Source organism: Sulfitobacter aestuarii, from assembly GCF_042685005.1.
Taxonomy (GTDB): domain Bacteria; phylum Pseudomonadota; class Alphaproteobacteria; order Rhodobacterales; family Rhodobacteraceae; genus Sulfitobacter; species Sulfitobacter aestuarii.
The window spans coordinates 345,714-371,039 of the sequence record NZ_JBHUMP010000002.1; the positions used below are offsets into that span (position 1 = coordinate 345,714).

26 protein-coding genes are annotated in these 25,326 nt (G+C 65.1%); 14 read left to right on the forward strand and 12 right to left on the reverse strand.

Annotation, left to right across the window (positions count from 1 at the left end):
- Positions 1-6: 6 nt before the first annotated feature.
- Positions 7-1,317 (reverse strand): sn-glycerol-3-phosphate ABC transporter substrate-binding protein UgpB, encoded by a 1,311-nt coding sequence (ugpB, locus tag ACFSUD_RS03910; protein WP_386371658.1) that lies wholly within the window; start codon positions 1,315-1,317, stop codon positions 7-9.
- Positions 1,318-1,503: 186 nt separating this feature from the next.
- Entirely contained in the window at positions 1,504-2,604 is a 1,101-nt protein-coding gene (locus tag ACFSUD_RS03915) for an AI-2E family transporter (protein ID WP_386371660.1), read from the reverse strand.
- Positions 2,605-2,920: 316 nt separating this feature from the next.
- On the opposite strand from ACFSUD_RS03915, the gene ACFSUD_RS03920 reads away from it, so the two are divergent.
- On the forward strand, positions 2,921-3,343 hold the full coding sequence (locus ACFSUD_RS03920) for an META domain-containing protein (protein WP_386371662.1): 423 nt from the start codon (positions 2,921-2,923) through the stop codon (positions 3,341-3,343).
- Positions 3,344-3,386: 43 nt separating this feature from the next.
- On the opposite strand, the gene ACFSUD_RS03925 is transcribed toward ACFSUD_RS03920, so the two are convergent.
- The 3 genes from ACFSUD_RS03925 to ACFSUD_RS03935 form a co-directional block, all read right to left on the reverse strand.
- Positions 3,387-4,082, reverse strand: coding sequence for an endonuclease/exonuclease/phosphatase family protein (locus tag ACFSUD_RS03925; RefSeq protein ID WP_386371664.1), 696 nt, complete (start codon positions 4,080-4,082; stop codon positions 3,387-3,389).
- Positions 4,083-4,143: 61 nt separating this feature from the next.
- Complete coding sequence (locus ACFSUD_RS03930; protein WP_386371665.1) at positions 4,144-5,517, reverse strand: phospholipase D-like domain-containing protein; 1,374 nt, start codon at positions 5,515-5,517, stop codon at positions 4,144-4,146.
- A 162-nt stretch (positions 5,518-5,679) separates the two neighbouring features.
- Positions 5,680-6,252 carry an RNA polymerase sigma factor gene (locus ACFSUD_RS03935; protein ID WP_386371667.1) on the reverse strand — a complete coding sequence of 191 codons (573 nt, stop codon included), beginning with the start codon at positions 6,250-6,252 and terminating at the stop codon, positions 5,680-5,682.
- 212 nt (positions 6,253-6,464) lie between these two features.
- Here ACFSUD_RS03935 and ACFSUD_RS03940 point away from each other — a divergent pair, with 212 nt between their 5' ends.
- On the forward strand, positions 6,465-6,728 hold the full coding sequence (locus ACFSUD_RS03940) for a hypothetical protein (RefSeq protein ID WP_386371669.1): 264 nt from the start codon (positions 6,465-6,467) through the stop codon (positions 6,726-6,728).
- 155 nt (positions 6,729-6,883) lie between these two features.
- Here ACFSUD_RS03940 and ACFSUD_RS03945 read toward each other — a convergent pair whose 3' ends face one another.
- Complete coding sequence (locus tag ACFSUD_RS03945) at positions 6,884-8,422, reverse strand: trimethylamine methyltransferase family protein (RefSeq protein WP_386371671.1); 1,539 nt, start codon at positions 8,420-8,422, stop codon at positions 6,884-6,886.
- Positions 8,423-8,815: 393 nt separating this feature from the next.
- On the opposite strand from ACFSUD_RS03945, the gene ACFSUD_RS03950 reads away from it, so the two are divergent.
- A complete protein-coding gene (locus ACFSUD_RS03950; protein ID WP_386371673.1) occupies positions 8,816-9,436 on the forward strand; it encodes an outer membrane protein in 621 nt (206 codons plus the stop codon).
- A gap of 85 nt (positions 9,437-9,521) precedes the next feature.
- Here ACFSUD_RS03950 and ACFSUD_RS03955 read toward each other — a convergent pair whose 3' ends face one another.
- Together ACFSUD_RS03955 and ACFSUD_RS03960 are read right to left on the reverse strand one after the other, a co-directional pair.
- Positions 9,522-9,920: a DUF421 domain-containing protein gene (locus ACFSUD_RS03955; protein ID WP_386371675.1), complete on the reverse strand. Its 399-nt coding sequence runs from the start codon at positions 9,918-9,920 to the stop codon at positions 9,522-9,524.
- A 171-nt stretch (positions 9,921-10,091) separates the two neighbouring features.
- Positions 10,092-10,727, reverse strand: a complete 636-nt coding sequence (locus ACFSUD_RS03960) for a DUF998 domain-containing protein (protein ID WP_386371676.1) — start codon at positions 10,725-10,727, stop codon at positions 10,092-10,094.
- A 389-nt stretch (positions 10,728-11,116) separates the two neighbouring features.
- On the opposite strand from ACFSUD_RS03960, the gene cysS reads away from it, so the two are divergent.
- The 4 genes from cysS (at position 11,117) to ACFSUD_RS03980 (ending at position 15,707) form a co-directional block, all read left to right on the forward strand.
- On the forward strand, positions 11,117-12,493 hold the full coding sequence (gene cysS / locus ACFSUD_RS03965) for a cysteine--tRNA ligase (protein WP_386371677.1): 1,377 nt from the start codon (positions 11,117-11,119) through the stop codon (positions 12,491-12,493).
- A 115-nt stretch (positions 12,494-12,608) separates the two neighbouring features.
- Positions 12,609-14,225: a citramalate synthase gene (gene cimA / locus ACFSUD_RS03970; protein ID WP_386371679.1), complete on the forward strand. Its 1,617-nt coding sequence runs from the start codon at positions 12,609-12,611 to the stop codon at positions 14,223-14,225.
- 1 nt (position 14,226) lies between these two features.
- A complete protein-coding gene (locus ACFSUD_RS03975) occupies positions 14,227-14,940 on the forward strand; it encodes a class I SAM-dependent methyltransferase (protein ID WP_386371681.1) in 714 nt (237 codons plus the stop codon).
- The gene (locus ACFSUD_RS03980) at positions 14,937-15,707 is read left to right on the forward strand and encodes a squalene/phytoene synthase family protein (protein WP_386371682.1); all 771 of its coding nucleotides are present in this window, start codon (positions 14,937-14,939) and stop codon (positions 15,705-15,707) included. Before ACFSUD_RS03975 ends, ACFSUD_RS03980 begins: the two co-directional genes overlap by 4 nt.
- 99 nt (positions 15,708-15,806) lie before the next feature.
- Here the strand turns inward: ACFSUD_RS03980 and ACFSUD_RS03985 are convergent, their stop codons facing one another.
- On the reverse strand, positions 15,807-17,021 hold the full coding sequence (locus ACFSUD_RS03985) for an MFS transporter (protein ID WP_386371684.1): 1,215 nt from the start codon (positions 17,019-17,021) through the stop codon (positions 15,807-15,809).
- A gap of 95 nt (positions 17,022-17,116) precedes the next feature.
- Here ACFSUD_RS03985 and ACFSUD_RS03990 point away from each other — a divergent pair, with 95 nt between their 5' ends.
- The 3 genes from ACFSUD_RS03990 to ACFSUD_RS04000 are packed head-to-tail and all read left to right on the forward strand — an operon-like array spanning position 17,117 to position 19,139.
- The gene (locus tag ACFSUD_RS03990) at positions 17,117-17,851 is read left to right on the forward strand and encodes a precorrin-6A/cobalt-precorrin-6A reductase (protein ID WP_386371685.1); all 735 of its coding nucleotides are present in this window, start codon (positions 17,117-17,119) and stop codon (positions 17,849-17,851) included.
- A complete protein-coding gene (locus ACFSUD_RS03995) occupies positions 17,848-18,477 on the forward strand; it encodes a DNA-3-methyladenine glycosylase family protein (RefSeq protein WP_386371686.1) in 630 nt (209 codons plus the stop codon). The genes ACFSUD_RS03990 and ACFSUD_RS03995 overlap by 4 nt, the downstream gene beginning before the upstream one ends.
- On the forward strand, positions 18,474-19,139 hold the full coding sequence (locus tag ACFSUD_RS04000; protein WP_386371688.1) for an alpha/beta hydrolase: 666 nt from the start codon (positions 18,474-18,476) through the stop codon (positions 19,137-19,139). The genes ACFSUD_RS03995 and ACFSUD_RS04000 overlap by 4 nt, the downstream gene beginning before the upstream one ends.
- Positions 19,140-19,142: 3 nt before the next feature.
- On the opposite strand, the gene ACFSUD_RS04005 is transcribed toward ACFSUD_RS04000, so the two are convergent.
- A complete protein-coding gene (locus ACFSUD_RS04005; protein ID WP_386371689.1) occupies positions 19,143-19,577 on the reverse strand; it encodes a VOC family protein in 435 nt (144 codons plus the stop codon).
- Positions 19,578-19,744: 167 nt separating this feature from the next.
- On the opposite strand from ACFSUD_RS04005, the gene ACFSUD_RS04010 reads away from it, so the two are divergent.
- Entirely contained in the window at positions 19,745-20,329 is a 585-nt protein-coding gene (locus ACFSUD_RS04010; RefSeq protein ID WP_386371691.1) for an HNH endonuclease, read from the forward strand.
- A 77-nt stretch (positions 20,330-20,406) separates the two neighbouring features.
- Here the strand turns inward: ACFSUD_RS04010 and xth are convergent, their stop codons facing one another.
- Both xth and ACFSUD_RS04020 read right to left on the reverse strand, forming a co-directional pair.
- On the reverse strand, positions 20,407-21,189 hold the full coding sequence (gene xth, locus ACFSUD_RS04015; RefSeq protein ID WP_386371693.1) for an exodeoxyribonuclease III: 783 nt from the start codon (positions 21,187-21,189) through the stop codon (positions 20,407-20,409).
- Positions 21,190-21,258: 69 nt separating this feature from the next.
- Positions 21,259-21,582 (reverse strand): HesB/IscA family protein, encoded by a 324-nt coding sequence (locus ACFSUD_RS04020; protein ID WP_386371694.1) that lies wholly within the window; start codon positions 21,580-21,582, stop codon positions 21,259-21,261.
- Positions 21,583-21,663: 81 nt separating this feature from the next.
- Here ACFSUD_RS04020 and ACFSUD_RS04025 point away from each other — a divergent pair, with 81 nt between their 5' ends.
- From ACFSUD_RS04025 to argS, 3 genes are all read left to right on the forward strand, one after another.
- Complete coding sequence (locus ACFSUD_RS04025) at positions 21,664-22,809, forward strand: deoxyguanosinetriphosphate triphosphohydrolase (RefSeq protein ID WP_386371696.1); 1,146 nt, start codon at positions 21,664-21,666, stop codon at positions 22,807-22,809.
- 60 nt (positions 22,810-22,869) lie between these two features.
- Positions 22,870-23,466: a hypothetical protein gene (locus ACFSUD_RS04030; protein WP_386371698.1), complete on the forward strand. Its 597-nt coding sequence runs from the start codon at positions 22,870-22,872 to the stop codon at positions 23,464-23,466.
- Positions 23,467-23,543: 77 nt separating this feature from the next.
- The gene (argS, locus tag ACFSUD_RS04035) at positions 23,544-25,289 is read left to right on the forward strand and encodes an arginine--tRNA ligase (protein WP_386371700.1); all 1,746 of its coding nucleotides are present in this window, start codon (positions 23,544-23,546) and stop codon (positions 25,287-25,289) included.
- Positions 25,290-25,326 lie beyond the last annotated feature (37 nt).

The following is a 25,326-nucleotide window of genomic DNA, read 5'->3' on the forward strand; positions in this document are numbered from 1 at the left end:
ATGGACTCAGCGGTTGGCCTGCTCGAAGCGGCGCAGCAGCTCGTCGCCGCGCTCAACGGCGGTATCGAGCGCTGCCTGCGCGTCCTTGTCACCGGCCCAGACCGCCTCGAGCTCTTCGTCGATGATGCCGCGGATCTGGTCGAAGGAACCGAGCCGCAGACCCTTGGAATTCTCTGTTGGCTCCTTGGCGGTCATCTGCTTTACCGCCACGTCGGTGCCGGGATTGGCGTCATAAAACCCCTGTTCGCGGGTCAGATCGGCCGCCGCCTGGGTGATCGGCAGATAGCCGGTGTCCTGATGCCACTTGGCCTGGACCTCCGGCGAGGACAGGAAGTTGAGGAAATCAGCCACGCCCTTGTATTCCTCATCCGATTGCCCCGCCATCACCCAGAGCGAGGCCCCGCCGATGATGGTGTTTTGCGGCGCGGCCTCGACATCGCCCCAATAGGGCAGCGGGCGTACGTCGAACTCGAACTGCGCCTCGTCCTTGATCCCGGCATAGCCTGCGGAGCTTTCGGTGAAGAGCGCGCATTCACCGCCCCGGAAATTCGCGCCACCCTCGTTGCGCCGCCCGGCATAGATGAATTTGCCGTCGCGGGCCCAGTTGCCCATGGTCTGGATATGCTTGACCTGCACCGGCCCGTTGAAAGACAGCGCGGTATCGACCCCGTCAAAACCGTTGGCCTTGGTGGCGAACGGCGTGTCGTGATAGGCCGAGAGGTTTTCCAGATGCACCCAGCTTTGCCAGGCCGTGGTCAGCGGGCAGACGCTGCCCGCCGTCTTGAGGGCGTCGAGCACCTCGCCAACCTGCTCCCAGGTCGAGAGATCCACATTCGGATCGATCCCGGCATCCTGCAACGCGTCGCGGTTGACCCAGAGCACTGGGGTCGAGGCGTTGAACGGCAGCGACAGCATCTCGCCGTCGCTCGATGTGTAATAGCCTTTGACCGAGCCGATATAGGCATCCTGATCAAAGTCAGCACCGGCATCGGCCATCACCTCATGGACCGGCTTGATCGCGCCCTTGGCCGACATCATCGTGGCCGTGCCGACTTCAAAGACCATCAGGATGTCCGGCTGCTCCCCGGCGCGGAAGGCGGCAATCCCGGCGTTCAGCGTTTCGGAGTAATTGCCCTTGTGGGTGGCGGTGACCTTGTAGTCGGATTGCGATGCGTTGAAGCTCTCCACCTGTTCGGTGACCAGCTCACCAAGACGCCCGGTGAAAGCATGCCAGAACTCGATCTCGGTCTGCGCCAGCGCCGGTGCGGCAAGTGTCATCGTCGCGGCGGTGGCGAGCAGAAAAGTCTTTAACGTCATGGTGATCCTCCCAGTTGCAAATGCATCTATCAGCGGCGAGCATATCCCGGCGCAGGTACAAAGCAACAAATTGATTGTGAAGCTTTCGCGACAGCCGGGCGCGCAGCGGGGGCCGACCCCCGGACCCCCGAGGTATTTGAGGTCAGAAGAACCGCGGAGGTACAGACCGCGGTCCTCGGCCTGGGATCAGGCCGGTGGCGGGCGGCGCGGTGCGCCGGGCGGCGGCAATGCGCCATAATCGGCGACGCGATCGGCCATCAGCACCGCGAAGGGGCGCGTCGTGTCGAATGCCGAGAGCACGATCGCCAGCATCGAGGTCAGCGGCACCGCCAGCAGCGCCCCCGGCAGGCCCCAGAGCGCCGACCAGACCGCCAGCGAGACCAGCACCACGAAGGGGCTGAGATTGACCCGCCGTCCGATCAGCCGCGGTTCGAGGAAAGACCCGACGGTGACCTGCGCGGTCGTGAGCAGGAAGCCGAGCAGCAACGTGCGGCTGAGGTCGCCAAATTGCACCACCGACAGCGCCACCGGCAGCGCCACCCCGACCAGCGAGCCGAAATAGGGGATGTAGTTCAGCAGCCCGATCACCAGCGCCCAGAACAGCGGGAAATCAACATCTAGCATCCAGAGGATCACGAAGGAGGCCGCACCGAGGATGACATTGAGCAGCGTCTTCACCGCCAGGTAAACGCCGATCCTGTCGTTGACGTCGCGGATGATCGCGGCAGTGCGCGCGGCGTCCTGCGGATCGCGCAGCGCGGTCGAGAGCTTGGCGGCGAAACCGGCGCGTTCCGAGAGCAGGAAGGCGGAATAGACGATTACCAGGAACACCGACGCGCCGATACTGGTGAAGTTCAGCAGGATCGTGTTGATCAGCCCCTGCAGCGAGAAGCGGCCGAGCGTGGCGTCGCGGATGGTTTTCCAGTCGGGCCGCTCGTCGATGCCGACCACATCGGCGGCCTGGGCCACCAGCCGTTCGATATTGGCCTGGTAGGTGGGGGCATCGCGCAGGATCTGGCTGGTGGTGCTGATCACCACGCCGAGCAGCATCAGCACCGCCGCGGTGAAGGCCAGCAACACCAGCAACCGGTGCAGCGCCGCGGGCAGCCGCGCAAGGAGCGGCACCCGTGCGAGCGCCTGGCTGGCACTGAGCAACACATAGACCGCGATCACCGCGGCGAGGATCGGCAGCAGCACGGGTTTGCCGACCATCAGCATGAAACCGACCAGCACGATCAGCAACGCCGCGTTGAGCAACCGGGGCAGGGCGGACGGGGCGCTGTTCATGCGGCCTTGTTGGGCCGGACCGGGGCCGTTGAGGTCTTCAGGTGGCGTTCAGCCATGTTCAATCTCCATCGTCTTGCCCCCGCGGATGCCCCTGTTTCGACGGGGTTGGCGGAAACGTGCCGGTTTTCAGCAGTTTAGCACAGATCGACCAGGTTCCCCGTTCCCTTTTCCCACCATCCGTGTGACAGGCAGGGAACTATAGCCCGGCGGCGGTATCAAGCGCCGATGTCCCTCCGCGCCGTGCCGGAATGCCGTTTGATATGGTCCGGCGGCGCGGCAGGGCCAGGGCAGCGGGGATTCCAAAGGAGCGATAACAATGAAAACTACCCTGAAACTGACTGTGCTGTTGATGATCGGCGCGGGTCTTGCCGCCTGCGAAAGCGAAGCGCCGGGTGTCGATCTCTCCACCGAACTGACCGGTGCGGAATGGGTGATCGAGGATATCGCCGCGGGTGGTGTGATCGACAACAGCCAGCCGAGCCTGCTGTTTCAGGAAGACGGCAGCCTCGCGGGCAGCACCGGTTGCAACCGCATCCTCGGGCAATATGCGCTCGACGGGCAGACGCTTACGATCGAGCCCGCTGGCACCACGATGATGGCCTGCCCCCCGGCGCTGATGAACCAGGAGCGCAAGCTGCTCGATCTGCTGCCGATGATCACCACTGCGCAGATCGACGAGACCGGAGCGCTGCGGCTCGGCGGCGCCGAGGGTATCGCCATCACCGCGCGCCGCCAATAACCGCAGGGTCAGCAGCGGGCCGAAAGGGAGCGCGCGGCGCCCCTCACAACGGCGCCACATCCACCCAGATCGGCAGATGGTCGGACGCAAGACGGGTTTCCTCGGTCTCGACCACCCCGGCATTCTCAAGCCTCAGGGTCTCGTCCAGCGCGATCCGGTCGAGCGCTGCGAGCGGCAGGCGGGCGTGGAAGGTCTTGCCCGGTGCATAGATGGTGAAATGCCGCGCCAGGCGGCCGAGCCCGACCTTCTGGGACCATTCATTCATGTCTCCGGCGATCAGCGCGGGCAAGGTCGGGCGTTCGGTCAGGTGATCGAACATCGCAGTCAGCTGTTCCTTCCGCGACGGGCGCAGCAATCCCAGATGCACGGCAATCACCCGCAGCGCCTGTCCGCGCAGCCGCAGATCGACGACCATCGCGCCGCGCGGCTCGATCCCCGGCAGGTCGAGCAGTTCGACATCGCCGATCTCGGCCTCCCGAGAGACCAGGATCGCATTGCCATGCCAGCCGATGCTGACCTCGTTGGGCACGGCGACAGGGCGCATGCCAGAGAGACGCTCGACATCGGCCAGGGGCAAGGCCGAAGGACGCGGCGCGCGGCGCCGGTCGGCCTCCTGCAGGACCACGACATCGGCCTGCAGTTGCTTGATGATGCGCAGTATCCGGTCCGGATCGCGGCGTCGGTCGGTGCCCATCGCCTTGCGGATATTATAGCTGGCGATGCGCATGGAAGCTGTCATCGATCCCCGGTCCCCTTTTCATTCCGTCGCCGCCGAATGGCGTCCCTCTGTCCGCTGCGACTTACAATACCGGCGCCCCGAGCCGGAACACGCCTTCGGCCACGCGCCGCAGCATTCCCGAGGGCGGCTTCTCCGAGCGGCAATCGGCGCTGAGCGCGGTGAACCAATCCGCCAGATCCGCAACCGTTCCCGCGTCATAGGCAAAGAGCATGGTCTCGAAGTTCAGCAGCATCGAGCGTACATCGAAATTCGCCGAGCCGATAAAGGCCAGATCGTCGATCAGCCCGGCCTTGGCGTGAATCATCCCGGGTTGATAATATAGCACCTGTCCGCCGGCTTCATGCATCTCGCGCAGATAGGCCCCGCGGGCGAAATCCGCCAGCCGCTGGTTGGATCGCGCAGGCACCAGCAGGCGCACGTCGACACCGCGCCGCGCCGCGATGGTCAGCGCATTGCCCAGCTGTTCGGTCGGCACGAAATAGGGGGTGACGATCCAGATCCGCGCCTCCGCCATATGCAGCGCCCGGATCAGGCCGTCATGCAGCGGATCCTCGCGGATGTCCGGCCCGGCGGGTACCAGCTGCACCGTGGCGCTGCCTCCGGAATCGGGCGCTTCGGGGCGCGCCGGGTCCAGCGTCTCGCCGCTGGCCACGCACCAGTCGGAACGGAAGACATCGGCGAAGCTGCGTGCCGCCACGCCTTCGAGGGTGAAGGCAAGATCGCCCCAGCCGCCCGTGACGGGACGCGCGGAGAGGTAATGCAGGCCGATGTTCATGCCGCCCGAAAACACTCGCAATCCGTCGACGATCAGCATCTTGCGGTGATTGCGCAGGTTCATATGGCCCGAGCCCGGCAGTTGCAGCAGCGGCGAGTAGAAACGTACGTCTCCGCCTGCCGCGCGCAGCCGTTTCAGCGCTGCCGCCGGGCCGCGCCCGGTGCCGAGCCGGTCCATCAGCAGCCGCACCGTCACCCCGGATTCGGCCCGCGCGGTCAACGCATCCACGAAAGCGGTCCCGGTCTCGTCATTGGCGACGATATAGAAAACCGCCTCGATCCGCTCCTCGGCATCGGCGATCAACTCGAGCAGCGCCTCATAGGCATTCTGCGGGTTGTCGAGCAGGGTGAGCTTCTGGCCATGGGCGGCGGCGGGCAGGCCGAAATGCTGGAACGTGTCATCGAGCGGATGCGCCGGTGTCGGGGGCGGGCCGCCGGTATCCCCGGCGCAGAAGGCGACCTCGTGGGCCCGCGGGCTGTGCTTGCGAAACCCGAGACCGAGGAACAGCGGGATCGCCGCCCAGGGCAGCGCGATGATGAAGAGGAGCCAGGCGGCGGTCGATTGCGGGGTGCGTCGCTGCTGCAGGATCACCACCGCCGCCAGCAGAGTCAGCACCACCACGATCATGATCTCGAGATGGGTGGTGATCCAATACATCATCGCGCTGTTCCCTCGGCCGCCATTGTCCTGACAGGGCTAGCATTCCGCGACGCCTAGCGCATCCGCTTCGCGCTGCCCGAAACAGCACAATGCGGCAGGAAGGCCACAGTTCCGATGGGTGCAGGCCGACTCCGGGGGCGTGCGGCGGTATTGCAACAGACTTCAGAGCAATTCGCTCACCGGGCTGTCCTGCAGCAATCCCAAGTCGCGACGCAGGCTGGCCCGGGCGCGTGCCAGCCGTGACATGATCGTGCCCTTCGGGACACCGACCTGTGCGGCGAGTTGCTTCGGGCTGGTTTCGCCCGCCGCGACCAGGCTCATCAGCGCCGCCTGATCTTCCGGCAGCCGCAGGATTGCCGCCTGCAGCTCGGCGCAGGCAATCCGCCCCGGTGCCTCGGGCTGGGTTCCTATCATGTCATCCTCGTAGCTCTCGGTCTCGCGTCGCTGCCGCCAGCGCTGACGCGCGAGGTTATGCAGCAGGATCATCGCATATCTATCCGGGGCGGTGATCTGCGCGCCGCCGCGCAGTGCTTGGCACAGCCGCAGCACCGCCTCCTGCGCCAGGTCCTCCGCTTCCTCCCGGCTGCGCGACAGGCGACGCGCGCGCCGGGTCAGCCGCGGCCAGAGTTCCGTAAGGATGTCGGAATGAAGGTCGATATGAATATCGGAGGAGATGTCGATGGTCATGCGGGTGCCATTTCTGTTGTTGCTCGCCCGCAGCATCGCGATTTTCATCGTTTCAACCAGTGAGGGTATTCCGCCGATCCCCGTCGAGGGGGCTTTTTGGGCGGCGCCTTGCCCAGCCGGGACCGCTTGATCGGCAGTCTCCCGCGCGCCGACACTGAACGGTGCCCCAGCCGGGACGCGATCGCCCCCTGATGCATCTGGTCATGTGAAGGCCGAGAAGCCTTCGTCAACAAAACTGAAAAAAGACTGGAGTTAAGCCAATGACACATCTGACAAAAGCCGCCGCCTTGGGGATGATCCTGCTGGGCCTGCCGGCCTATGCCGCGGGTGAGGATGCGGGCACGCTCGATGCCAATGGTGACGGCATGGTGAGCGTGACCGAGGTGCAGGCCGTCTATCCGGAGATCACGGCAGAGCAGTTCTCCACCATGGATCTGAACGGCGACGGCGCGCTTGACGAGGCGGAGATGACAGCGGCGAGTGACGCCGGTCTGATGCCCTCGGCAGCACCCAGCGAAGGCTAAACGGATCGGCCCGCGGGGCGGGGGCAGCGACCCGCCCGGCAGGGGGCCGAGTGAGACCCGGCCCATGTCGCGCCGGGTCTCATCCCCTTCGGGCCGCGTTCGGGGCCGGGACAGCGCGATCCGGCGGGCAGATCCGCCCGCCAGGACTTACCTCTCTAGCCGGGCAAATGGATATTGAACCTCTCCCGGATCGCGCGATCGACCTCCTCCGGCAGCCGGGCCGTGCTCGGCTGCCCCAGGATCTCCTCCTTGCGCGCCCTGGCTCTCTCGATCAGGTCAGGCTTGCCGCGCTCCTGCCATTCCTTCGGCGAGGTCCTGTCCCCCAGAGCCGGATAAACGTGATCGACCTGCATCCGCCCCAGCGTCTGTTCGGTGCCGAGGTAATGTCCCGGCCCGCCCATGCAGACCGCGCGCATCTGATCGAGCGCCAGCGTCTCGTCATTGACCTCGATCCCGCGCACGCAGCGTAGTGCCTGTCCGATCAGATCGTCGCCGAGGATCAGGGATTCATGGCAAAAGCCCAGCAGCGAGGCATGCATGCCCGCCGCTTCATAGACCATGTTGAGACCCGAGAGCCCGGCCATGACGTTGGAGCACATCTGCTCCCAACCCGCCTGCATGTCCGGCAGTTTGGAATCCGCGATCCCCGCCGCCGCACCGCCGGGCAGATCGTAGAATTTGTGCATCTGCGCGCAGCCCGCGGTCAGCAGAGCCTGTTCGCCCGAACCGCCGGTCATCGCGCCGCTGCGCAGATCGAGCCCGAAGGGCCAGGTGCCGACCACCGCCGGATGCCCCGGTTTCACCGCGTTGACATAGACCAGCCCGGCCAGACATTCCGCCACCGCCTGGGTAATCGCGCCGGCAATGGTGGAGGGCGCGGTCGCCCCGGCCATCCCGGCCGACAGCAGCAGGACCGGCATACCGCCCTTGATCACCTCTTCCATCACCTGACAGGCTTCGGTGGCAAAGCGCATGGGCGGCACCACGAAGCAATTGGAATTGCTCACGAAGGGCCGTTCGCGCCACTTGTCCTCGCCCCCGGCGATCATGTGCAGCAGCGCAAGTCCATGTTTCACGAAACCGGGCTCGGTGAAGGAGACGCCGACGTGTTTACGGGTGCCTGAACAGCAGGCATAGATCGTGTTGAGATCCATCTCCAGATTGTCGGGAATGTCCCGGCACACCATCGGACGCTGCACGAAATGGATATTGTCGAGCTGTTCGCAGATCCGCGCCGCATCGTGCAGATCCTGCACCCCGCATTCGCGATAATTGCGCCCCTCGGCATCCACCAGATGCACCGCCGCCCCGGCGGTGCCGTAATGCACGCGCGTGCCGCTGAGTTCCAGATCATGCGCCGGATCGCGTCCGTGCAGGGTGATCTCGCGGTTGGCCCGCGCCAGCGTGTCCTCGACCAATGCCCGCGGGAAGCGCAGGCGTCCGTCCTCGCCGAGCACCGCCCCGGCCTCGGTCAGATAGGCGCGCCCCGATGGCGGCGCATCGGCGAGACCGATCTGCGCCAGCGCGGTGAGCGCGGCCTCGTGGATGCGCTCCATATCGAGCTGGCTTAGCGGGCGGTACTGGCCGCCCTTCAGGCCGGGGCGCACCGGGCGCAGGTGATCGGCAAGCTTGCTGCTGCGTGCCGCACGACGGGCGGCGCGGCCGCCGGTTCTCATGGGGGTCTGGTCTGACATGCTATGTTCCGTGATGGAGAAAGGGGGAATGGGAGCGACGACTCAGCGCCGCCCGGGTGCCCCCCGCGCCGCCCGCCCCCGTTCCGCACCGATGGTGCGGATCACACGCTGAAGGATGCAGTGCTCATCGCGCATGGCCGATCTCCCTTTCGATCCAGCATGAACCGGGGGGAAATGCTGAATCTATCCAGTTTGCGACGCAGATTCTGTTTGCGACAAGGAGTTTAGCCGCGATTCCGGCGGTTCACCGCCACCAGTCTGTGACGTATCGGCAACATTTAGCCCATCAAAACAAAGAAAGCTGCGCCGGGCGAAACCCTGAGCTATCTGCCAAGTTGTGATGCTGACAGGCGCGTCAACGCGTCGTCGGCAATCGAAAACCAGGAGCAAGTAATGAAAAACGTATTCAAGATCGCGACAGTTTCCCTGCTGGCCAGCACGGCCCTCGGCGGCGCCGCGTTCGCAGGCAGCCTGCAGGAACCCGTTGTCGAAGCACCGGTCATCACCCCCGCGCCCGCACCCGTGGCGCTTGGCGGCGACTGGACCGGCTTCTACACCGGTCTGCAGCTCGGCTATGCTGACATTGACGGCGATACCCCGGACTTTGCCGGTGATGACGACGACGATTTCGACGGCGACGGCATGACCTACGGTTTCCACGCCGGTTACGATTATGACTTCGGTCAGTATGTGCTGGGTGCGGAACTCGACTATGACAAGGCCGATTTCGACCTGTCCAACGGCATGGAAGTTGATTCCATCGCGCGTCTGAAAGTCAAAGGCGGATACGACCTTGGCCGGACCCTGGTGTATCTCACCGCAGGTGCCGCACGCGTTGAAGTCGAGGACGCCAATGAAACAGGTCCCTTCGGTGGTATCGGTGTCGCTTATCAGGTTACCGACAGCTTCACCCTGGGCAGCGAACTGCTCTACCACGAGTTCGACGACATCGAAGATACCGGTGTTGATGCGGACGCGACGACCTTCAACATCCGCGGTTCCTACCGCTTCTGATCCGATCCTGATCGGGTGAGACCGGGCCGGGGGGCATTTGCCTCCCGGCCTTTTTCATGCGCGCTTTCACCAAGGGGCGGTCCGGTCACACCCTCTCGACCCCATCGAGCAGCCGCGGTTCCAGCTTGTCGCCATGCAGGACGGAAATATCGCCGGTTGTCTCCAGCACCACGGCGCGCACCTTGGAGAATTCCAGCACATTAGCCTCGCGCAGCTTGGCGATCAGGTCGGTCTCGGCCACGCGGGTCGCGGTCAGCGCCTCATGCAGGATTTCCCCGTCTAGCATCAGCAACTTCGGATCGTTCTGCACCAGCTGTTCGAACCTGTCGGAGGCCTTGCGCAGTTTGGCGACCGTGAACTGCACCCCCAACAGGCAGGCAATGGCAAGGGTCGACTGGGCGAACTGCGACCAGTCGGTCGCCTGGCTGGCCCCGGCAAGCAGTGAGCCGATGGCAACGGTGGCGACGAAATCGAAGGCGGTCATCTTCGAGAAGGCCCGTAACCCGATCGTCCTGACCACGATGACGACCCAGCATACGGCAAGGGTTGACAATAGAAGAGCCCGAAGGACGGTATCGAAGGGCGCGAGATCAGAAAACATTGGCTAGACTCCGTGATTGAAAATGCCGGGATCCGCGGCTGCGGGTCGCAGGGTTCAGCGCAGCCGGTTCCCGCGGCCGATGAACAGCCGCGCCAGGGTGAGGATCACGGCAATTGCGATCAGGCCGAGGTAGCGCTCATAGATTCCGTCGATATGGGTCGGCAGGACGAAGAACACAGGCGCCGACAGGGCCCAGAGCACCGAAAGCACCTTCAATATCCGCGCCGACGCCACGGCCACCCGTTCCACGCCGAGAGACATGGCCCAGGGCAGCACCGCCAGAAGCAGACCGAGCGCATAGACGAGATAGACGTGAATAACGACGCCGTCGCTGTCATTGTCGCCATATTCGTTACGTGCCCCGACCAGAAAGACGATAAGGCCGAGCAGCGCGAAACCGACGATCCCCCAGCTCCATTCCCACCCCCCGAGATGACAATGCGCGGCCAGCAGGGCGAGGGAGATGAAAGAGGCCGAAAAGGCATAGATGCCGATATCGACGATGAATTCATACCGTCCCGCGCCGAGGTCGCTGATCGTATCGGCGATCCAGTCATGATCAGGAACGACGAAATCGGCGATCAGGATCGAGACGATGAAAAGAACGCAACCGACAATCGCGCTATAGCCGAGCGCGATCAACAGGGCAGGGTTCTCGTCCACCTTGGGCAATCTGGGCTGATCTTTCACCGGACATTCTCCCCCACGGTTTGAAAGCCAACGCCCCATCGCCGCGATCAGTTCAGCCCTAAGTTCCGCGCTCCCGCAGGCGCCGCGCGATGATCCGGCGAGACCGGCTTCGCAGAATGTCGTCAGGCGGCCCCCTCCGGGCGGCGCGCCCTCGCTTCTTCGGGTCGGAGATACTTCGGGGGGACAGGGGGGCAGAGCCGCCGAAAAGGCGGCCTGGCAGAACCCTCTTGGCCCGGCGCCCCGCCTTTGCTATGCAACGCCCATGAACACGACAATCGCCATCTGTTGCATCATTACCTGCTGAACCCATCTGCGGGCCGCGTTCACGTCGTTTTCATCCTGACCGAAATGTGCCAGACCCGCGCCAGACCCGCGCAAGGACACCGGCCATGACAGAGCTTCCGACGATCAAGCTGCATAATACCAAGACCCGTCAGAAAGAGGTCTTCGCCCCGATCGACGCGCGTAACGTCCGCATGTATGTCTGCGGCCCCACGGTCTATGACCGCGCCCATCTCGGCAATGCCCGCCCGGTGATCGTCTTTGACGTGCTCTACCGGCTGCTGCGCGAGATCTATGGCGCCGATCATGTGACCTATGTGCGCAATTTCACCGATGTTGATGACAAGATCAACGCTCGCGCTGCCGAGAGCGGCCGTCCGATCAGCGAGATCACCGCCGAGACCACCCAATGGTTTCTCGATGACATGGCCGCCGTCGGCGCGCTCGAGCCCGACGCCATGCCCCGCGCCACCCAATATATCCCGCAGATGATTGCGATGATCGAAGACCTGATCGCCAGGGGCCATGCCTATGAAGCCGAAGGCCATGTGCTGTTCGCGGTCGAAAGTTATGCCGGTTACGGCGCGCTCTCGGGTCGCTCGGTCGATGACATGATCGCGGGTGCGCGGGTCGAGGTCGCGCCCTACAAGCGCAATCCGATGGATTTCGTGCTCTGGAAACCCTCTTCGGACGAGCTTCCGGGCTGGGATAGCCCGTGGGGGCGGGGGCGTCCGGGTTGGCATATCGAATGCTCGGCGATGTCCTATGAACTGCTCGGCGCGCATTTCGACATCCACGGCGGCGGCAACGACCTGATGTTCCCGCATCATGAGAACGAAATCGCCCAGAGCTGCTGTGCCAACCCCGGCAGCGGATTTGCCAATATCTGGCTGCACAACGAGATGCTGCAGGTCGAGGGCAGGAAGATGTCCAAATCCCTTGGCAACTTCTTCACCGTCCGCGACCTGCTCGATCAGGGCGTGCCGGGCGAGGTGATCCGCTTCGTGATGCTCTCGACCCATTACCGCAAACCGATGGACTGGACCGAGAAGAAGCGCGAGGAGGCGGAGAAGACCCTGCGCAAATGGTACGCCCAGATTGCCGAGACCGACAAGGGCACGCTGGATCCCGAAGTGCTCGCCTTCCTCGCCGACGATCTCAACACGCACGGGGTACTCAGCCATTGCCACCGCCTGTCCCGAGACAATGCAAGTGGCAGGCTGCGCGCCGCGTTGGCCCAGGTCGGTCTGTTTGACGGTGCGATCCCGGATTGGGCCGTTGCCCAATCCATCGAACTCAGCGATCTCGAAAGTATCCTCAGTGACGCCCGCGCTGCCGCGATGCAAAGCAAGGATTTCGCCGAGGTGGATAGGATCAAGGCGGCCCTGCTCGCAGCCGGTATCGAGGTGCAGATGAGCAAGATCGGCGTGAAACTCTCCGCCTCGCCAAATTTCGATCCCGCCAAACTGGACGCTCTCAAATGACCCGGACCTGTAGGGTGGGTGCCAACCCACGCGCCCTCCCGCCCCAACAAACACCCGTTAACCCCTTATTAACGAAGATGTTTCGCATGCGAAACGTCGCCCCCGACCCGTGCCCATGACCCGCGACTACATCACCCTCTATGACACTACCCTGCGCGACGGCCAGCAGACCCAGGGTGTGCAATTTTCCACCGGGGAAAAGCGCCAGATCGCCGCCGCTCTCGACGCGCTCGGGGTTGATTACATCGAAGGCGGCTGGCCCGGAGCCAACCCGACCGACAGCGCCTTTTTCGAGGACGCGCCGAAAACCCGCGCCCGGCTCACCGCCTTCGGCATGACCAAACGCGCGGGCTTCTCGGCTGAAAACGATGACGTGCTCGCGGCAGTGCTCAACGCCGCTACGAAATCTGTCTGCCTTGTCGGCAAGACCCATGATTTCCACGTCGAAACCGCCCTCGGCATCACGCTCGCTGAAAACACCGACAACATCGCCCGCTCGATCGCCCATGTCACCGCAGAGGGCCGCGAGGCTCTGTTTGACGCCGAGCATTTCTTCGACGGCTACAAGACCAACCCGACCTATGCGCTGGAGGCCGTCCGTGCCGCCCATGACGCGGGGGCGCGCTGGATCGTGCTCTGTGACACCAACGGCGGCACCTTGCCCGCCGAAGTGGGTCGCATTACCGCCGAGGTGATCGCTGCGGGCATCCCCGGCAGCCATCTCGGCATCCACACCCATGACGACACCGAAAACGCCGTCGCCTGTTCGCTGGCTGCGGTCGACGCCGGTGCCCGCCAGATTCAAGGCACGCTCAACGGGCTCGGCGAGCGCTGCGGCAATGCCAACCTGACCGCGCTGATCCCGATCCTGCTGCTGAAAGAACCCTATGCCAGCACCCTGCGCACCGGCGTCACCCCCGCGGCGCTGCAGGGCCTGACCCGCACCAGCCGGATGCTCGATGAGATCCTCAACCGGGTCCCGATGAAACAGGCAGGCTTCGTCGGCTCCTCGGCCTTCGCCCACAAGGCCGGGCTGCACGCCAGCGCTATTCTCAAGGACCCGAGCACCTACGAACATATCGATCCCGCCCGGGTCGGCAATGCCCGGATCATCCCGATGTCCAATCAGGCGGGCCAGTCCAACCTGCGCCGCCGCCTCGCGGAGGCCGGCCTCAAGGTGAGCAAGGACGACCCGGCGCTCGGCCAGATCCTCGAAGAGGTCAAGGCCCGCGAAGGGCTCGGCTACAGCTACGATACCGCCCAGGCCTCTTTCGAACTGCTGGCCCGCGCCGCGCTCGGCCAGATGCCCGACCTTTTCGAGGTGAAGCGCTACCGGGTCACGGTGGAGCGGCGCAAGAACAAATACGACCGCATGGTCAGCCTTTCCGAAGCCGTGGTGGTGGTCAAGGTCGATGGCGAGAAACGCCTTTCGGTCAGCGAAAGCATGGACGAGGACGGTGCCGACCGCGGTCCGGTCAATGCGCTCTCTAAGGCGCTGGTCAAGGATCTCGGCCAATATTCGGCGCTCCTCGAAGACATGCGGCTGGTCGATTTCAAGGTCCGCATCACGCAGGGCGGGACCGAGGCGGTGACACGGGTGATCATCGACAGCGAAGACGGGCAGGGGCGGCGCTGGTCCACTGTCGGGGTCTCTGCCAATATCGTCGACGCCAGCTTCGAGGCGCTGCTCGACGCGATCCGCTGGAAACTGATCCGCGACGGAGCCGCCTGAGATGGATATGAAAGCCTTTTTCACCCTGCACCGCGATCTGCCCCGCGAAGGACCGGGCACGCCCGAGGATGTCGCCTGGGCGGCGCAGCACGCCGGTCTGGCGTCCAATGCGCGCATCGCCGATGTCGGCTGCGGCCCGGGCAGCGACATCGCCGCATGGCTTGCCGTGCTGCCGCAGGGCCATGTCACCGCGCTCGATACCACGGCGCATTATATCGCGGCCGCCCGCGCGATCTGGGCCGATGATCCGCGCGTCACCATGCTGCAGGCCGACATGGCGCGCATCCACAACAAGCATGACCTGATATGGAGCGCCGGTTCGGCCTATTTCCTCGGCATCACCAAGGCGCTGAAAAACTGGCGCAAGACGCTCACCTCCGGCGGCATGGTGGCGTTCAGCGAACCCTGCTGGCTGACCCTCGACCCTTCCGATGAAGCGCGGCAGAACTGGCAGGACTATCCGGCGATGAGCGACGCCGCGGGCATCGCCACGCGCATCGCAGCGGCAGGCTACGAAGTCATCGCGACAAGACAGCTCTCGGATGCGGCATGGGAGGCCTATTACACCCCGCTGGAGGCCCGTATCTCCATGCTGCGCCCCACGGCCGATGCCGCGCTCACCGAGGTGCTCGACGCCGCCGAAGCCGAGATCGCCTGCTGGCGCAGTCACCGCGACGAATTCGGCTACCTGCTGAGCCTGGCCCGTCCGAAATGAGCTTCGATCCCGACCTCACCGCCTGCGCCGCCCTGGTCGAGCGCGCCGACCCCTGGCGTTTTCGCTGTGCCATGGCCGCCCCGGTCGCGGCGCGGCGCATCCTGTTCCCGCTCTATGCTTTCAACATCGAGGTCGCCCGCGCGCCTTGGGTCACCAAGGAAACGATGATCGCCGAGATGCGCCTGCAATGGTGGCGCGACGTCTGCGAGGAAATCGCCAAGGGCGGCCCGCCGCGGCGCCACGAGGTCGCCACACCGCTCGCCCAAGCGATCACCCCCGCAGATGCGGCCCTGCTCGACGAGCTGGTCGCCGCGCGCCGCTGGGACATCTATCGTGACGCTTTCGAGGATCAGGACCATTTCGAACGCTATATCGGGCAGACCTCGGGCAATCTCACGCTGATCGCCGCCCGCCGCCTCGGACCGGTGAACGAGGCGGTGCTGCGCGACGCTGCCCATGCCATTGGCGTCGCCGCCTTCCTGCGTGCCATTCCCGAGCTCGAGGCCGCCGGGCGCATCCCGCTGATCGACGGCAGCCCTGAGGGCCTGCGCCACCTCGCCGACAGCGCCCTCCGGCGCCTGTATGATGCCCGCCGACTACGCCGCGAGATCTCGCGTGCCGCCGCACCGGCGCTCCTCGCGGCGCCGCAGGCCGAGATCATTCTGAAGATTGTCCGCTCCGAACCGTCCCGTGTCGCGACAGGCAACCTGCCCGATCCGCAGGCCAGCCTCAGCTTCCCGCTTCGCGCGCTGACCGCCCGCTGGTGAACTCACGCTTCTTCTGACCGGAAATACCTTGGGGGGCAGGGGGCAAAGCCCCCGGATCCTCTTGGCCGCAAAGAGCAGCCTTGACGATCTGCCCCGGTCTCAGGCCACGCGCGCCCGCCGTCCATGCAGCACCAGCCAGACCAGCGACCCGCCCGCCAGCGCCAGGAACGGCACCATCGCGAGGTTCACCGCCGCCCAGCCCTGTACCGGGTCACCGCCCGAACAGTTCATCAGCCCGCCCGAGGCCAGCGAGGCGAGGGTGACGCCGCCGAAGACCAGCAGATCGTTGAGCCCCTGCATCCGGCCGCGCTCATGCGGGCCATGCGCCCCGGCCAGCATCGTCGTGGCGCCGATGAAGCCGAAGTTCCAGCCAAGGCCGAGCAGGATCAGCGCGATGAAGAAATTCGGCAGCGCCACGCCCTGCAGCGCCACCAGACCGGCCCCGGCAAGGATCGCGATCCCGAGCCCCATGATCCGCTCGACCCCGAAACGCGCGATCAGGTGACCGGTAAAGAAGGACGGCGCGAACATCGCCAGCACATGGCCGGTCACCACGTTCGACGCATCGGCAACCGCGAACCCGCAGCCCACCACCGCCAGCGGCGTCGAGGTCATCACCAGGTTCATCAGCGCATAGGAGACCATGGCGCAGATCACCGCCACCGCGATCCGCGGCGTTCTGAGCAGCTCGCCCAGCGTGCGGCCACGCGGCGCATCGGCCTCGGGGCGGGGCGGGCGCGGGATGTCGAGCAGCAGAAACAGCCCCATGCCCAGCAGATTGAGCATTATCGCCGTCAGATAGACCGGCAGGAACCGCATGACGCTGGCATCGGGTCCGGCGGTCAGAAACGCGACAAGCTGCGGCCCGATCACCGCCGAGATCAGCCCGCCCGCCATCACGTAGGAAATCGCCTTGGGCCGGAAGGCATCCGAGGCGGTATCGGCGGCGGCAAAGCGAAAGAACCCCTGCGAGGACATGTAGATCCCGGTCAGGTAACTGCCGAACAGGAAGACCCAGAAATTCTCGAGGCTGAGCGCATAGGCGCAGATCGCGGCCCCGATCAGCCCGCCGAGCGCCCCGAGTACGAAACCGGTGCGCCGCCCGAAACGCTGCATCGCCGCTGACAGCCACGGCGCGGTGGTCATCGAGCCGAAGACGATCATCGAGATCGGCAGGGTGGCAAGGCAGATATTGGGCGAGAGCTGCTGACCGGCAAGCCCGCCGATGACGAAGATCATGGTGATCTGGCTGCCAAGGAAGGCCTGCGCGGCCACTAGTACCGCCACATTGCGCCGGGCGCGGCTGTCATCCATGCTGCTCTCCATCACTGCATGTCCGAATGGGTAGCGCCGGGGTGAGCGAGGAGCAAGCCCTTGCGCCCGCGCGACTTCCGCCTAATGTCGGCGCCATGAGCAGAGTCCTCAACCTCCTGCTGCTGGCAGGCAGCGCCGAAGCAAGCGAGATCGTCGCGCATCTGTCCGGCGGCGCATATCGGATCGACGTGCTGCTCAGCGAACCGGCACGCGGTCCCGGCGCGCTGGCGCTGCCGGGTCGGTTGATGCCGAACCCGTCCGCATCGCAGATCGCCGCCGGACTCGACCGGATCGACGCGGTGCTCGATGCCAGCCACGGCTTTGACGCGCGGTTGAGCGTTGCCGGGCAGGCGGCAGCAAAGCACCGCGGCCTGCCGTTCATGAGCCTGCAGCGCCCGCCCTGGGACCTTGCCGAGAACCCCTTGTGGCAGGGGGCTGCCGACGTGACCGGGGCCCGACAGCACATCACCCCCGATGCCCGGGTCTTCGCCGCCACCGGTTGGGCCAGCCTCGAGGATTTTCTGCCGTTTCCCGGCGCCAGGCTGTTGCTGCGCCAGACCCGGGCCCGCCTCCGCGACATGCCCGATCCGCTGGTCGAACCGGTCTTCAGCCCGCCGCCCTATAGCGTGGTGGGCGAGACAGCCCTGTTCCGCCGCCTCGCCATCGACATGCTCATTTGCCGCAACATCGGCGGTGACGCCAGCCGTCCCAAGCTCGACGCGGCGACGGCTCTGGGCCTGCCGGTCGTGCTGATCGACCGTCCGCCGCGCCCCGCCATGCCGCAGGTCGCTGACACGCAGGCAGCGCTCGACTGGCTGGCGACCCTATGAACGCCGGTCGGATCATCCTGAACGCGGAGGATATCGCCGAAGGCGCGGCCTATCTCGTGGCCCGCGAACCGCGTTTCGCCGCGACCCTCGGCGAGGGGCCGCTGCCGCTGCGACTGCGCCCCGACGGTTTCGCGGCGCTGTTGCAGGCGATCGTTTCCCAGCAGGTCTCGGTGGCCTCTGCCGACGCGATCTGGCTACGGCTCGAAGCGGCCGACCTCTGCCACCCGGAAACAATCCGCGCATCGGGCGAAGACGGCCTGCGCTCTGCCGGGCTCAGCCGCCAGAAGATCCGCTACGCGCTGGCTCTCGCCGATGCCGGAATCGACTACGCCGCGCTGCGCACCGTGCCGGATGACGAGGTCATCGCCACTCTGACGGCCGTGCCCGGCATCGGCCAATGGACCGCGCAGATCTACGCGATGTTCTCGCTCGGCCGGGCCGATGTCTTCGCGCCCGGCGATCTCGCTCTGCAGGAATCCGCGCGGCTGCTCTTTGATCTGCCCGAACGCCCGAAACCCGCCGCCCTCGCGACACTGGCGCAAAGCTGGGCGCCTTGGCGCGCGGTTGCGGCCCGGGCGCTCTTTGCCTACTACCGCATTGCCAAACAACGGGAAGGGATCTCATGACACGGGTATTGAATGCAGAACGACGCGAGGCGCGCTCAGGCGAGACCCGCTCGGCGGTGGTGTTCCTGCATGGCTATGGCGCCAATGGCGCCGACCTGCTCGGCCTTGCCGATCCGCTCGGCGAACATCTGCCCGACACGCTCTTTGTGGCGCCGGATGCGCCCGAAGCCTGCGCCGGGGCGCCGATGGGCTTCCAATGGTTCCCGATCCCCTGGATCGACAATTCCTCCGAGGAGGAATCCGAGCGCGGCATGGCGCGCGCGGTCGATGACCTCAACGCCTTCCTCGACGCGCTGATGGTCGATGAAGACCTGCTGCCCGAACAGGTGGTGCTCTTTGGTTTTTCGCAGGGCACGATGATGGCGCTGCACGTGGCGCCGCGCCGCGAGGATGCGGTGGCCGGGATCGTCGCCTTCTCGGGCCGGTTGCTCTCGCCGGAAACCCTTTCCGACGAGGCGCGGGTCAAGCCGCCGGTGCTGCTGGTCCATGGTGACGCCGATGACGTGGTGCCGCCGCAGTCGTTACCGCAGGCCGCCGAGGCACTGCAGCAGGCGGGCTGGCAGGATGTCTATGCCCATATCATGAAAGGCACCGCCCACGGCATCGCGCCTGACGGACTCAGCGTGGCGCTGGCCTTCATGCGCGACAAGCTCGGGCTCTGAGCCTCAGCTTTCCCAGAGCCAGCCTTCGGCAAATTCCACCGAATTGCCCGACGGGTCGCGCACATAAAGCGAGCGCGCCCCGTTCGGCCAGTCAAACTCCGCATCGACCGCCACCCCGGCGGCAAGCAGCCGCGCGCGCATCTGTGCAATGGCTTCGCGGCTCATGGCAAAACAGACATGTCCCGGTCCGCGTGCGCCATGGGGTGGCACCGGCAGACGCGGGTTCGAGGGCGGTTCGGCGGTGCGCTCGGGGTTGAACACCAGCAACACCGCGGCCCCGAGCCGGAAGAACATATGCCGTCCCGGCACTTCCTGAAACAGCTCCAGTCCAAGCAGATCGGCATAAAACAGCCGTGCGGCCTCAAGATCCGTGACATAGAGCGCCGCTTCGAGGATCGCGCCGGGGGCAGGGGCGGGGGGCAAATCTAACCTATCCATGGCGCGAGAATAGCAGAGCGATACTGCCCTGTCAGGCCGGACACTTCCGTCACGTTGCCGTTACCTCGATCCGGCATCCTGCCGACGTCGCGGCCCTGCGCAGCTTTATCTTGCCAGAGCCCGATCACGATATATAGTCAACCCATGAAGCGCAGGGATGGAGGCGCATGGACGGAGATTTCAGAACCGAGTTCACCCGCAATCCGGCGGGTCTCAGTCACCGACCCGCGCTGGTGCTGAATGCCGATTACAGACCGCTCAGCTATTATCCGCTGTCGCTCTGGCCTTGGCAGGAGGCGATCAAGGCGAAATGGCTCGACCGGGTCGATATCGTCGCCGAATACGAGGACGTGGTGCGCAGCCCCTCCACAGTGCTGCGAATACCCTCGGTGGTGGTGCTCAAGGATTACGTCAAACCTCAAAAGCGCGTGGCCTTCACGCGCTTTAATTTATTTCTGAGGGATGAATTTCGCTGCCAATATTGCGGCGCCCGGGGCGATCTTACCTTCGATCATGTGGTGCCGCGCGCCAGCGGCGGGGTAACGAGCTGGCAGAATGTCGTGGCGGCCTGTTCGCCCTGCAACCTGCGCAAGGGCTCAAAACCGCTGCACCGTACCGGGCTCAACCTGCGCAAACCGCCGCGCCAGCCCGGCGCCGAGGAGCTGCGCAACATCGGCCGCAAATTTCCGCCCAATCACCTGCACGACAGCTGGATGGACTTTCTCTACTGGGACGCCGAACTCGAAGCCTGAGCCTTCATTCTTTGGGTCGAAAATACCTTCGGGGGTCCGGGGCAGACAGCCCCCGGCGGCCCGCGACCTGTACGACCTCAGATATCTAGCTCGACCCACACCGGCACGTGATCCGACGGCTTGTCGAGCCCGCGCACCTCGCGGTCGATCTGGCAGTCGCGCAGGTGATCGGCGCAGGCCGGGCTGAGCAGGAAATGATCGATGCGGATGCCGTTGTTGCGGTTCCAGGCCCCGGCCTGATAATCCCAGAACGAATAATGCCCGGGCCCCTGGACCCGCGCGCGAAACGCATCGGTCAGACCGAGATTGACAACGTCGCGCCAGGCGGCGCGGGATTCAGGGCGAAACAGCGCATCCTCGCGCCACGCGTCCGGAGTGGCGGCGTCTTCGGCCTGGGGGATGATGTTGTAATCTCCGGCCATCAGGAACGGCATCTCTTCGGCCAGCAGCGCTTCGGCGCGGGCTTTGAGGCGGCGCATCCAGGCGAGCTTGTAGTCGTATTTCGGCCCCGGCACCGGGTTGCCGTTCGGCAGGTAGAGGCCGCAGATCCGCAGCGCGTCGCGCTCTCCGACTACCGTCGCCTCGATCCAGCGGGCCTGTTCGTCCGCGTTATCGCCGGGCAGGCCGCGGGTGACGTCTTCAAGCGGCAGTTTCGACAGGATCGCCACGCCGTTGAAGGATTTCTGCCCGTGCGTCTCGACCTGATAGCCCCGGTCCTCGAACAGCGCGCGCGGAAAGGCCTCGTCGACCGACTTGATCTCCTGCAGCAGCACCACGTCGGGCTGCGCCGTATCGAGCCAGGCGGGCAGTGCCTCGGCACGGGCCTTGATGCCGTTGATATTGAATGTGGCGATCTTCATGGGGCACTCCTCGCTCGGCCTGCCCCCGCTATTGCCCAAAACGGCGGCGCGGAGCAAGGGTGCGAGGCTTTACATCGAGAAGGAGGTGCCGCAACCGCAGGCGCTGGAGGCGTTGGGGTTTTCGATGACGAAGCGCGCCCCGATCAGCTCTTCGGAGAAATCGATCACCGCATTGGCCAGAAACGGCAGCGAGACGGAGTCCACCACTACCTTCTGACCGCCGCCTTCAAGGATCAGGTCGTCGTCCTTGGGCTCATCGAGCGCGATGTCATATTGAAAGCCCGAACAGCCGCCGCCTTCGACAGCGACGCGCAGGGCCTTGCCCGTGCCTGCCGCATTGATCTCGGCAAGGCGCTCGAAGGCGCGCGGGGTGACTTTCGGGGGCAGGTTCATAAGGGCTCCGCAGCGTCGGTTTCATTCCGTAATCCCGTGTAATATAGAAGTCCGCAGGACAGGCGACAAGGACCAGCGGCGATGCGCGCAACTTTTGCTTCCGATCCGGACAAGGCCCGGGGACGGCTGGTGCCGGAAGAGGAGAGCACCTTCCGTTCCTGCTATCAGCGGGACCGTGACAGGATCATCCATTCTTCGGCCTTTCGCCGGCTCAAGCACAAGACCCAGGTCTTTGTGGAGCATGAAGGCGATTACTTCCGCACGCGGTTGACCCATTCGATCGAGGTGGCGCAGGTGGCGCGCACCATTGCCGGGGCTTTGGGCCTGAATTCCGAGCTGACCGAGGCGGTGGCGCTGGCCCATGATCTTGGCCACACGCCGTTCGGGCACACCGGCGAGGATGCCCTGCACGCGTTGATGGAACCCTACGGCGGTTTTGATCACAACGCTCAGGCGATCCGCATCGTGACGGCACTGGAGCGCCATTACGCCGAGTTCGACGGGCTCAACCTGACCTGGGACACGCTGGAGGGGATCGCCAAGCACAACGGGCCGGTGACCGGTGATCTGCCCTATGCGCTGGCCGAATATGACGCGCGTCACGATCTTGAGCTGCATACCCATGCCAGCGCCGAGGCGCAGGTGGCTGCGCTTTCCGATGACGTGGCCTATAACAACCATGACCTGCACGACGGGCTGCGTGCGAGGCTGTTCACCGAGGAGGAGATCGCCGAGTTGCCGCTGATCGGCGTCGCATATCGTGAGGTCGATGCCGCCTATCCGGGGATCAACAGCTACCGGCGTCGCCATGAGGCCCTGCGCCGGGTCTTCGGAGTGATGGTTGCGGATGTGATCGAGACATCGCGCAACGCGCTGGCACAATCGGGCGCGCGCTCGCCCGGGGAGATCCGCCATCTCGGCCATCCGGTGATCCGCTTTTCGCCGGGCATGTGGCAGGATCTGCGCGAGATTCGGCATTTCCTGTTCAACCGCATGTACCGCGCGCCGAGCGTCATGCGCAAACGCGCCGAGGTGACGAAAGTGGTGGAGGAATTGTTCCCGCTTTTCCTCGACCGGCCCGACCTGCTGCCGCGCCATTGGGCGCGCGAGATCGCGGCGGCCGGACAGGATCGTACCGCGCTGGCACGGATGGTGGCCGATTACATCGCCGGCATGACCGATCGTTTCGCCCTTCAGGAGCATGAAAGGCTGACCCGCATCGGGTAAGCGCGCTTTGCCGAAGACGGTGGTCATGCTAGGCTCGCCACCAAAAAGGCAGGTTCTCGCATGACCGCGCAAGGCGATTTCACCGATATGCCGATCCTGCTGGTGGCTGCCTGTCAGCCGCCGGGGCCGATATTCGTGCAGCGGCTTGTCGCAGGCGGCGCGCGGCTGGTGGTGTTCGACAGCGCCTCTGCCGGGCTGCGGTCTCTGGCGGCGCACGATCCCGAACGGGTCGAGCCCCTGCCGGTGAGCGATTACGATCGCACTGCTTTCTCCGGATTGCAGGATGACTGGGGCCGCGCGCCGATCGCGGCGGTGATCAACCTTCTGCCGCTGGCGCGACCCGGCGATATTTCCGGTCAGATCGAGATGCTCAAACTGCTGATGCAGGTCTTCGGCCGCGGGTTGGTGGCCGGACGCGGCACTCTGCTAAGCCTCGCGTCCCGGCCACGCGATCCGCTGGCGCTGCGCGGGCAGGGGCTCTGTGCCGCGCTGGGCGAAGCGGGCGCGGCGCTGGGGCGTGAATTTGCGCGCCATTCGGTGCGCATCCATACGATCATCGCGCCCCCGGGCGAGGCGGAGGCCGCCGTGGCGCCGGGGCTTTTCCTGTGCAGCGAGGCCGGGCGCAAGCTGGCCAGTGCCACTCTCGAACTGGCCTGAGGATTTTTCCCCTGCTGCACCCTTGATTGACCTCCCCTCTCCGGATGATACAGGGACGCGATACAAGGAAATCTGACATGAACCTATTTGCCGAAATCCGCGGACTGGTGATCGCCACGCTGGAAAACATGGTTGCCCAGGAGGCGCTGCCCGTCGATCTGCGCTTTGACGCCATCGCGGTGGAGCCGCCGCGCGATCCGGCGCATGGTGACATGGCCACCAACGCGGCGATGGTGCTGGCAAAGCCCGCCGGGATGAAACCGCGCGAGATTGCCGAGGCGCTGGCCACGCAGCTTGCCGCCGACGATCGCATCACCTCGGCAGAGGTGGCGGGACCCGGGTTCCTCAACCTGCGGCTCGCCCCCGGCGTCTGGCAGGGTGTCGCGCGTGCGGTGCTCGAAGAGGGCGTCGATTTCGGGCGGCTGACGCTTGGTGCGGGCCAGAAGGTCAATGTCGAATATGTGTCCGCCAACCCCACCGGGCCGCTCCATGTCGGTCACACCCGGGGCGCGGTGTTCGGCGATGCGCTGGCCTCGCTGCTCGATTTCGCCGGGTTCGACGTGACCCGCGAATATTACATCAACGACGGCGGGGCGCAGGTCGATGTGCTCGCGCGTTCGGTCTACCTGCGCTATCTCGAAGCCCATGGTCAGGAGGTCGCCTTTCCCGACGGCACCTATCCCGGCGATTACCTGATCGCGGTCGGCGAGGCGCTGAAGGACAAGGTCGGCGATGCCTATGTCGGGCAGGATGAGAGCGTCTGGCTCGAGGAGATCCGCAATTACGCCACCGAGGCGATGATGGATCTGATCCGGGCCGATCTGAAGGCACTCGGGGTCGAGATGGATGTCTTCTATAGCGAGAAATCGCTCTATGGCACCGGCCGGATCGAGGCGGCGCTGGAGGATCTCAAGGCCAAGGGGCTGATCTACGAAGGCGTTCTGGAGCCGCCGAAAGGCAAGATGCCCGAGGATTGGGAACCGCGCGAGCAGACCCTTTTCCGCTCCACCGCGCATGGCGATGACGTCGATCGCCCGGTGATGAAATCCGACGGTGGCTGGACCTATTTCGCCCCCGATATCGCCTATCACTACGACAAGGTGCAGCGCGGTTTCGATGCGCTGATCGACGTGTTCGGCGCTGATCACGGCGGCTATGTCAAACGCATGAAGGCGGCGGTTTCGGCGCTGTCTGAGGGCCGGGTGCCGCTCGACGTCAAGCTGACGCAGCTTGTCAAGCTCTACAAGAATGGCGAGCCGTTCAAGATGTCCAAGCGGGCGGGCACTTTCGTGACCCTGCGCGACGTGGTCGATCAGGTCGGTCCGGATGTGACGCGGTTCGTGATGTTGACCCGCAAGAACGACGCCTCGCTTGATTTCGACTTTGACAAGGTGCTGGAGCAGAGCCGCGAGAACCCGGTGTTCTACGTGCAATATGCCCATGCGCGGGTCTGTTCGGTGATGCGCAAGGCCGCCGACGCCGGGATCGCCACTGACGACGCGACGCTGAAACAGGCGGATCTGAGCCTGCTCGATCACGAGGCGGAGATCGGTCTGCTGCGCAAACTCGCCGAGTGGCCGCGCCTGGTGGAGACCGCGGCGCGCAGCAACGAGCCGCATCGCGTGGCCTTCTATCTCAATGAATTGGCTGGAGATTTCCACGGTTTGTGGAACCGCGGCAACGAGGTCACCGGCCTGCGGTTCCTGCAGGACGGCGATCCGGCCATCAGTCAGGCGAAAATCGCCCTTGCCCGGGCCACGGCAATTGTAATCGCGGCCGGTCTTGGTATTCTTGGCGTCACACCCGCGCAGGAAATGCGGTAGGCGCGCCCTGGCGCGCCGCACAGGCATATTGATGATC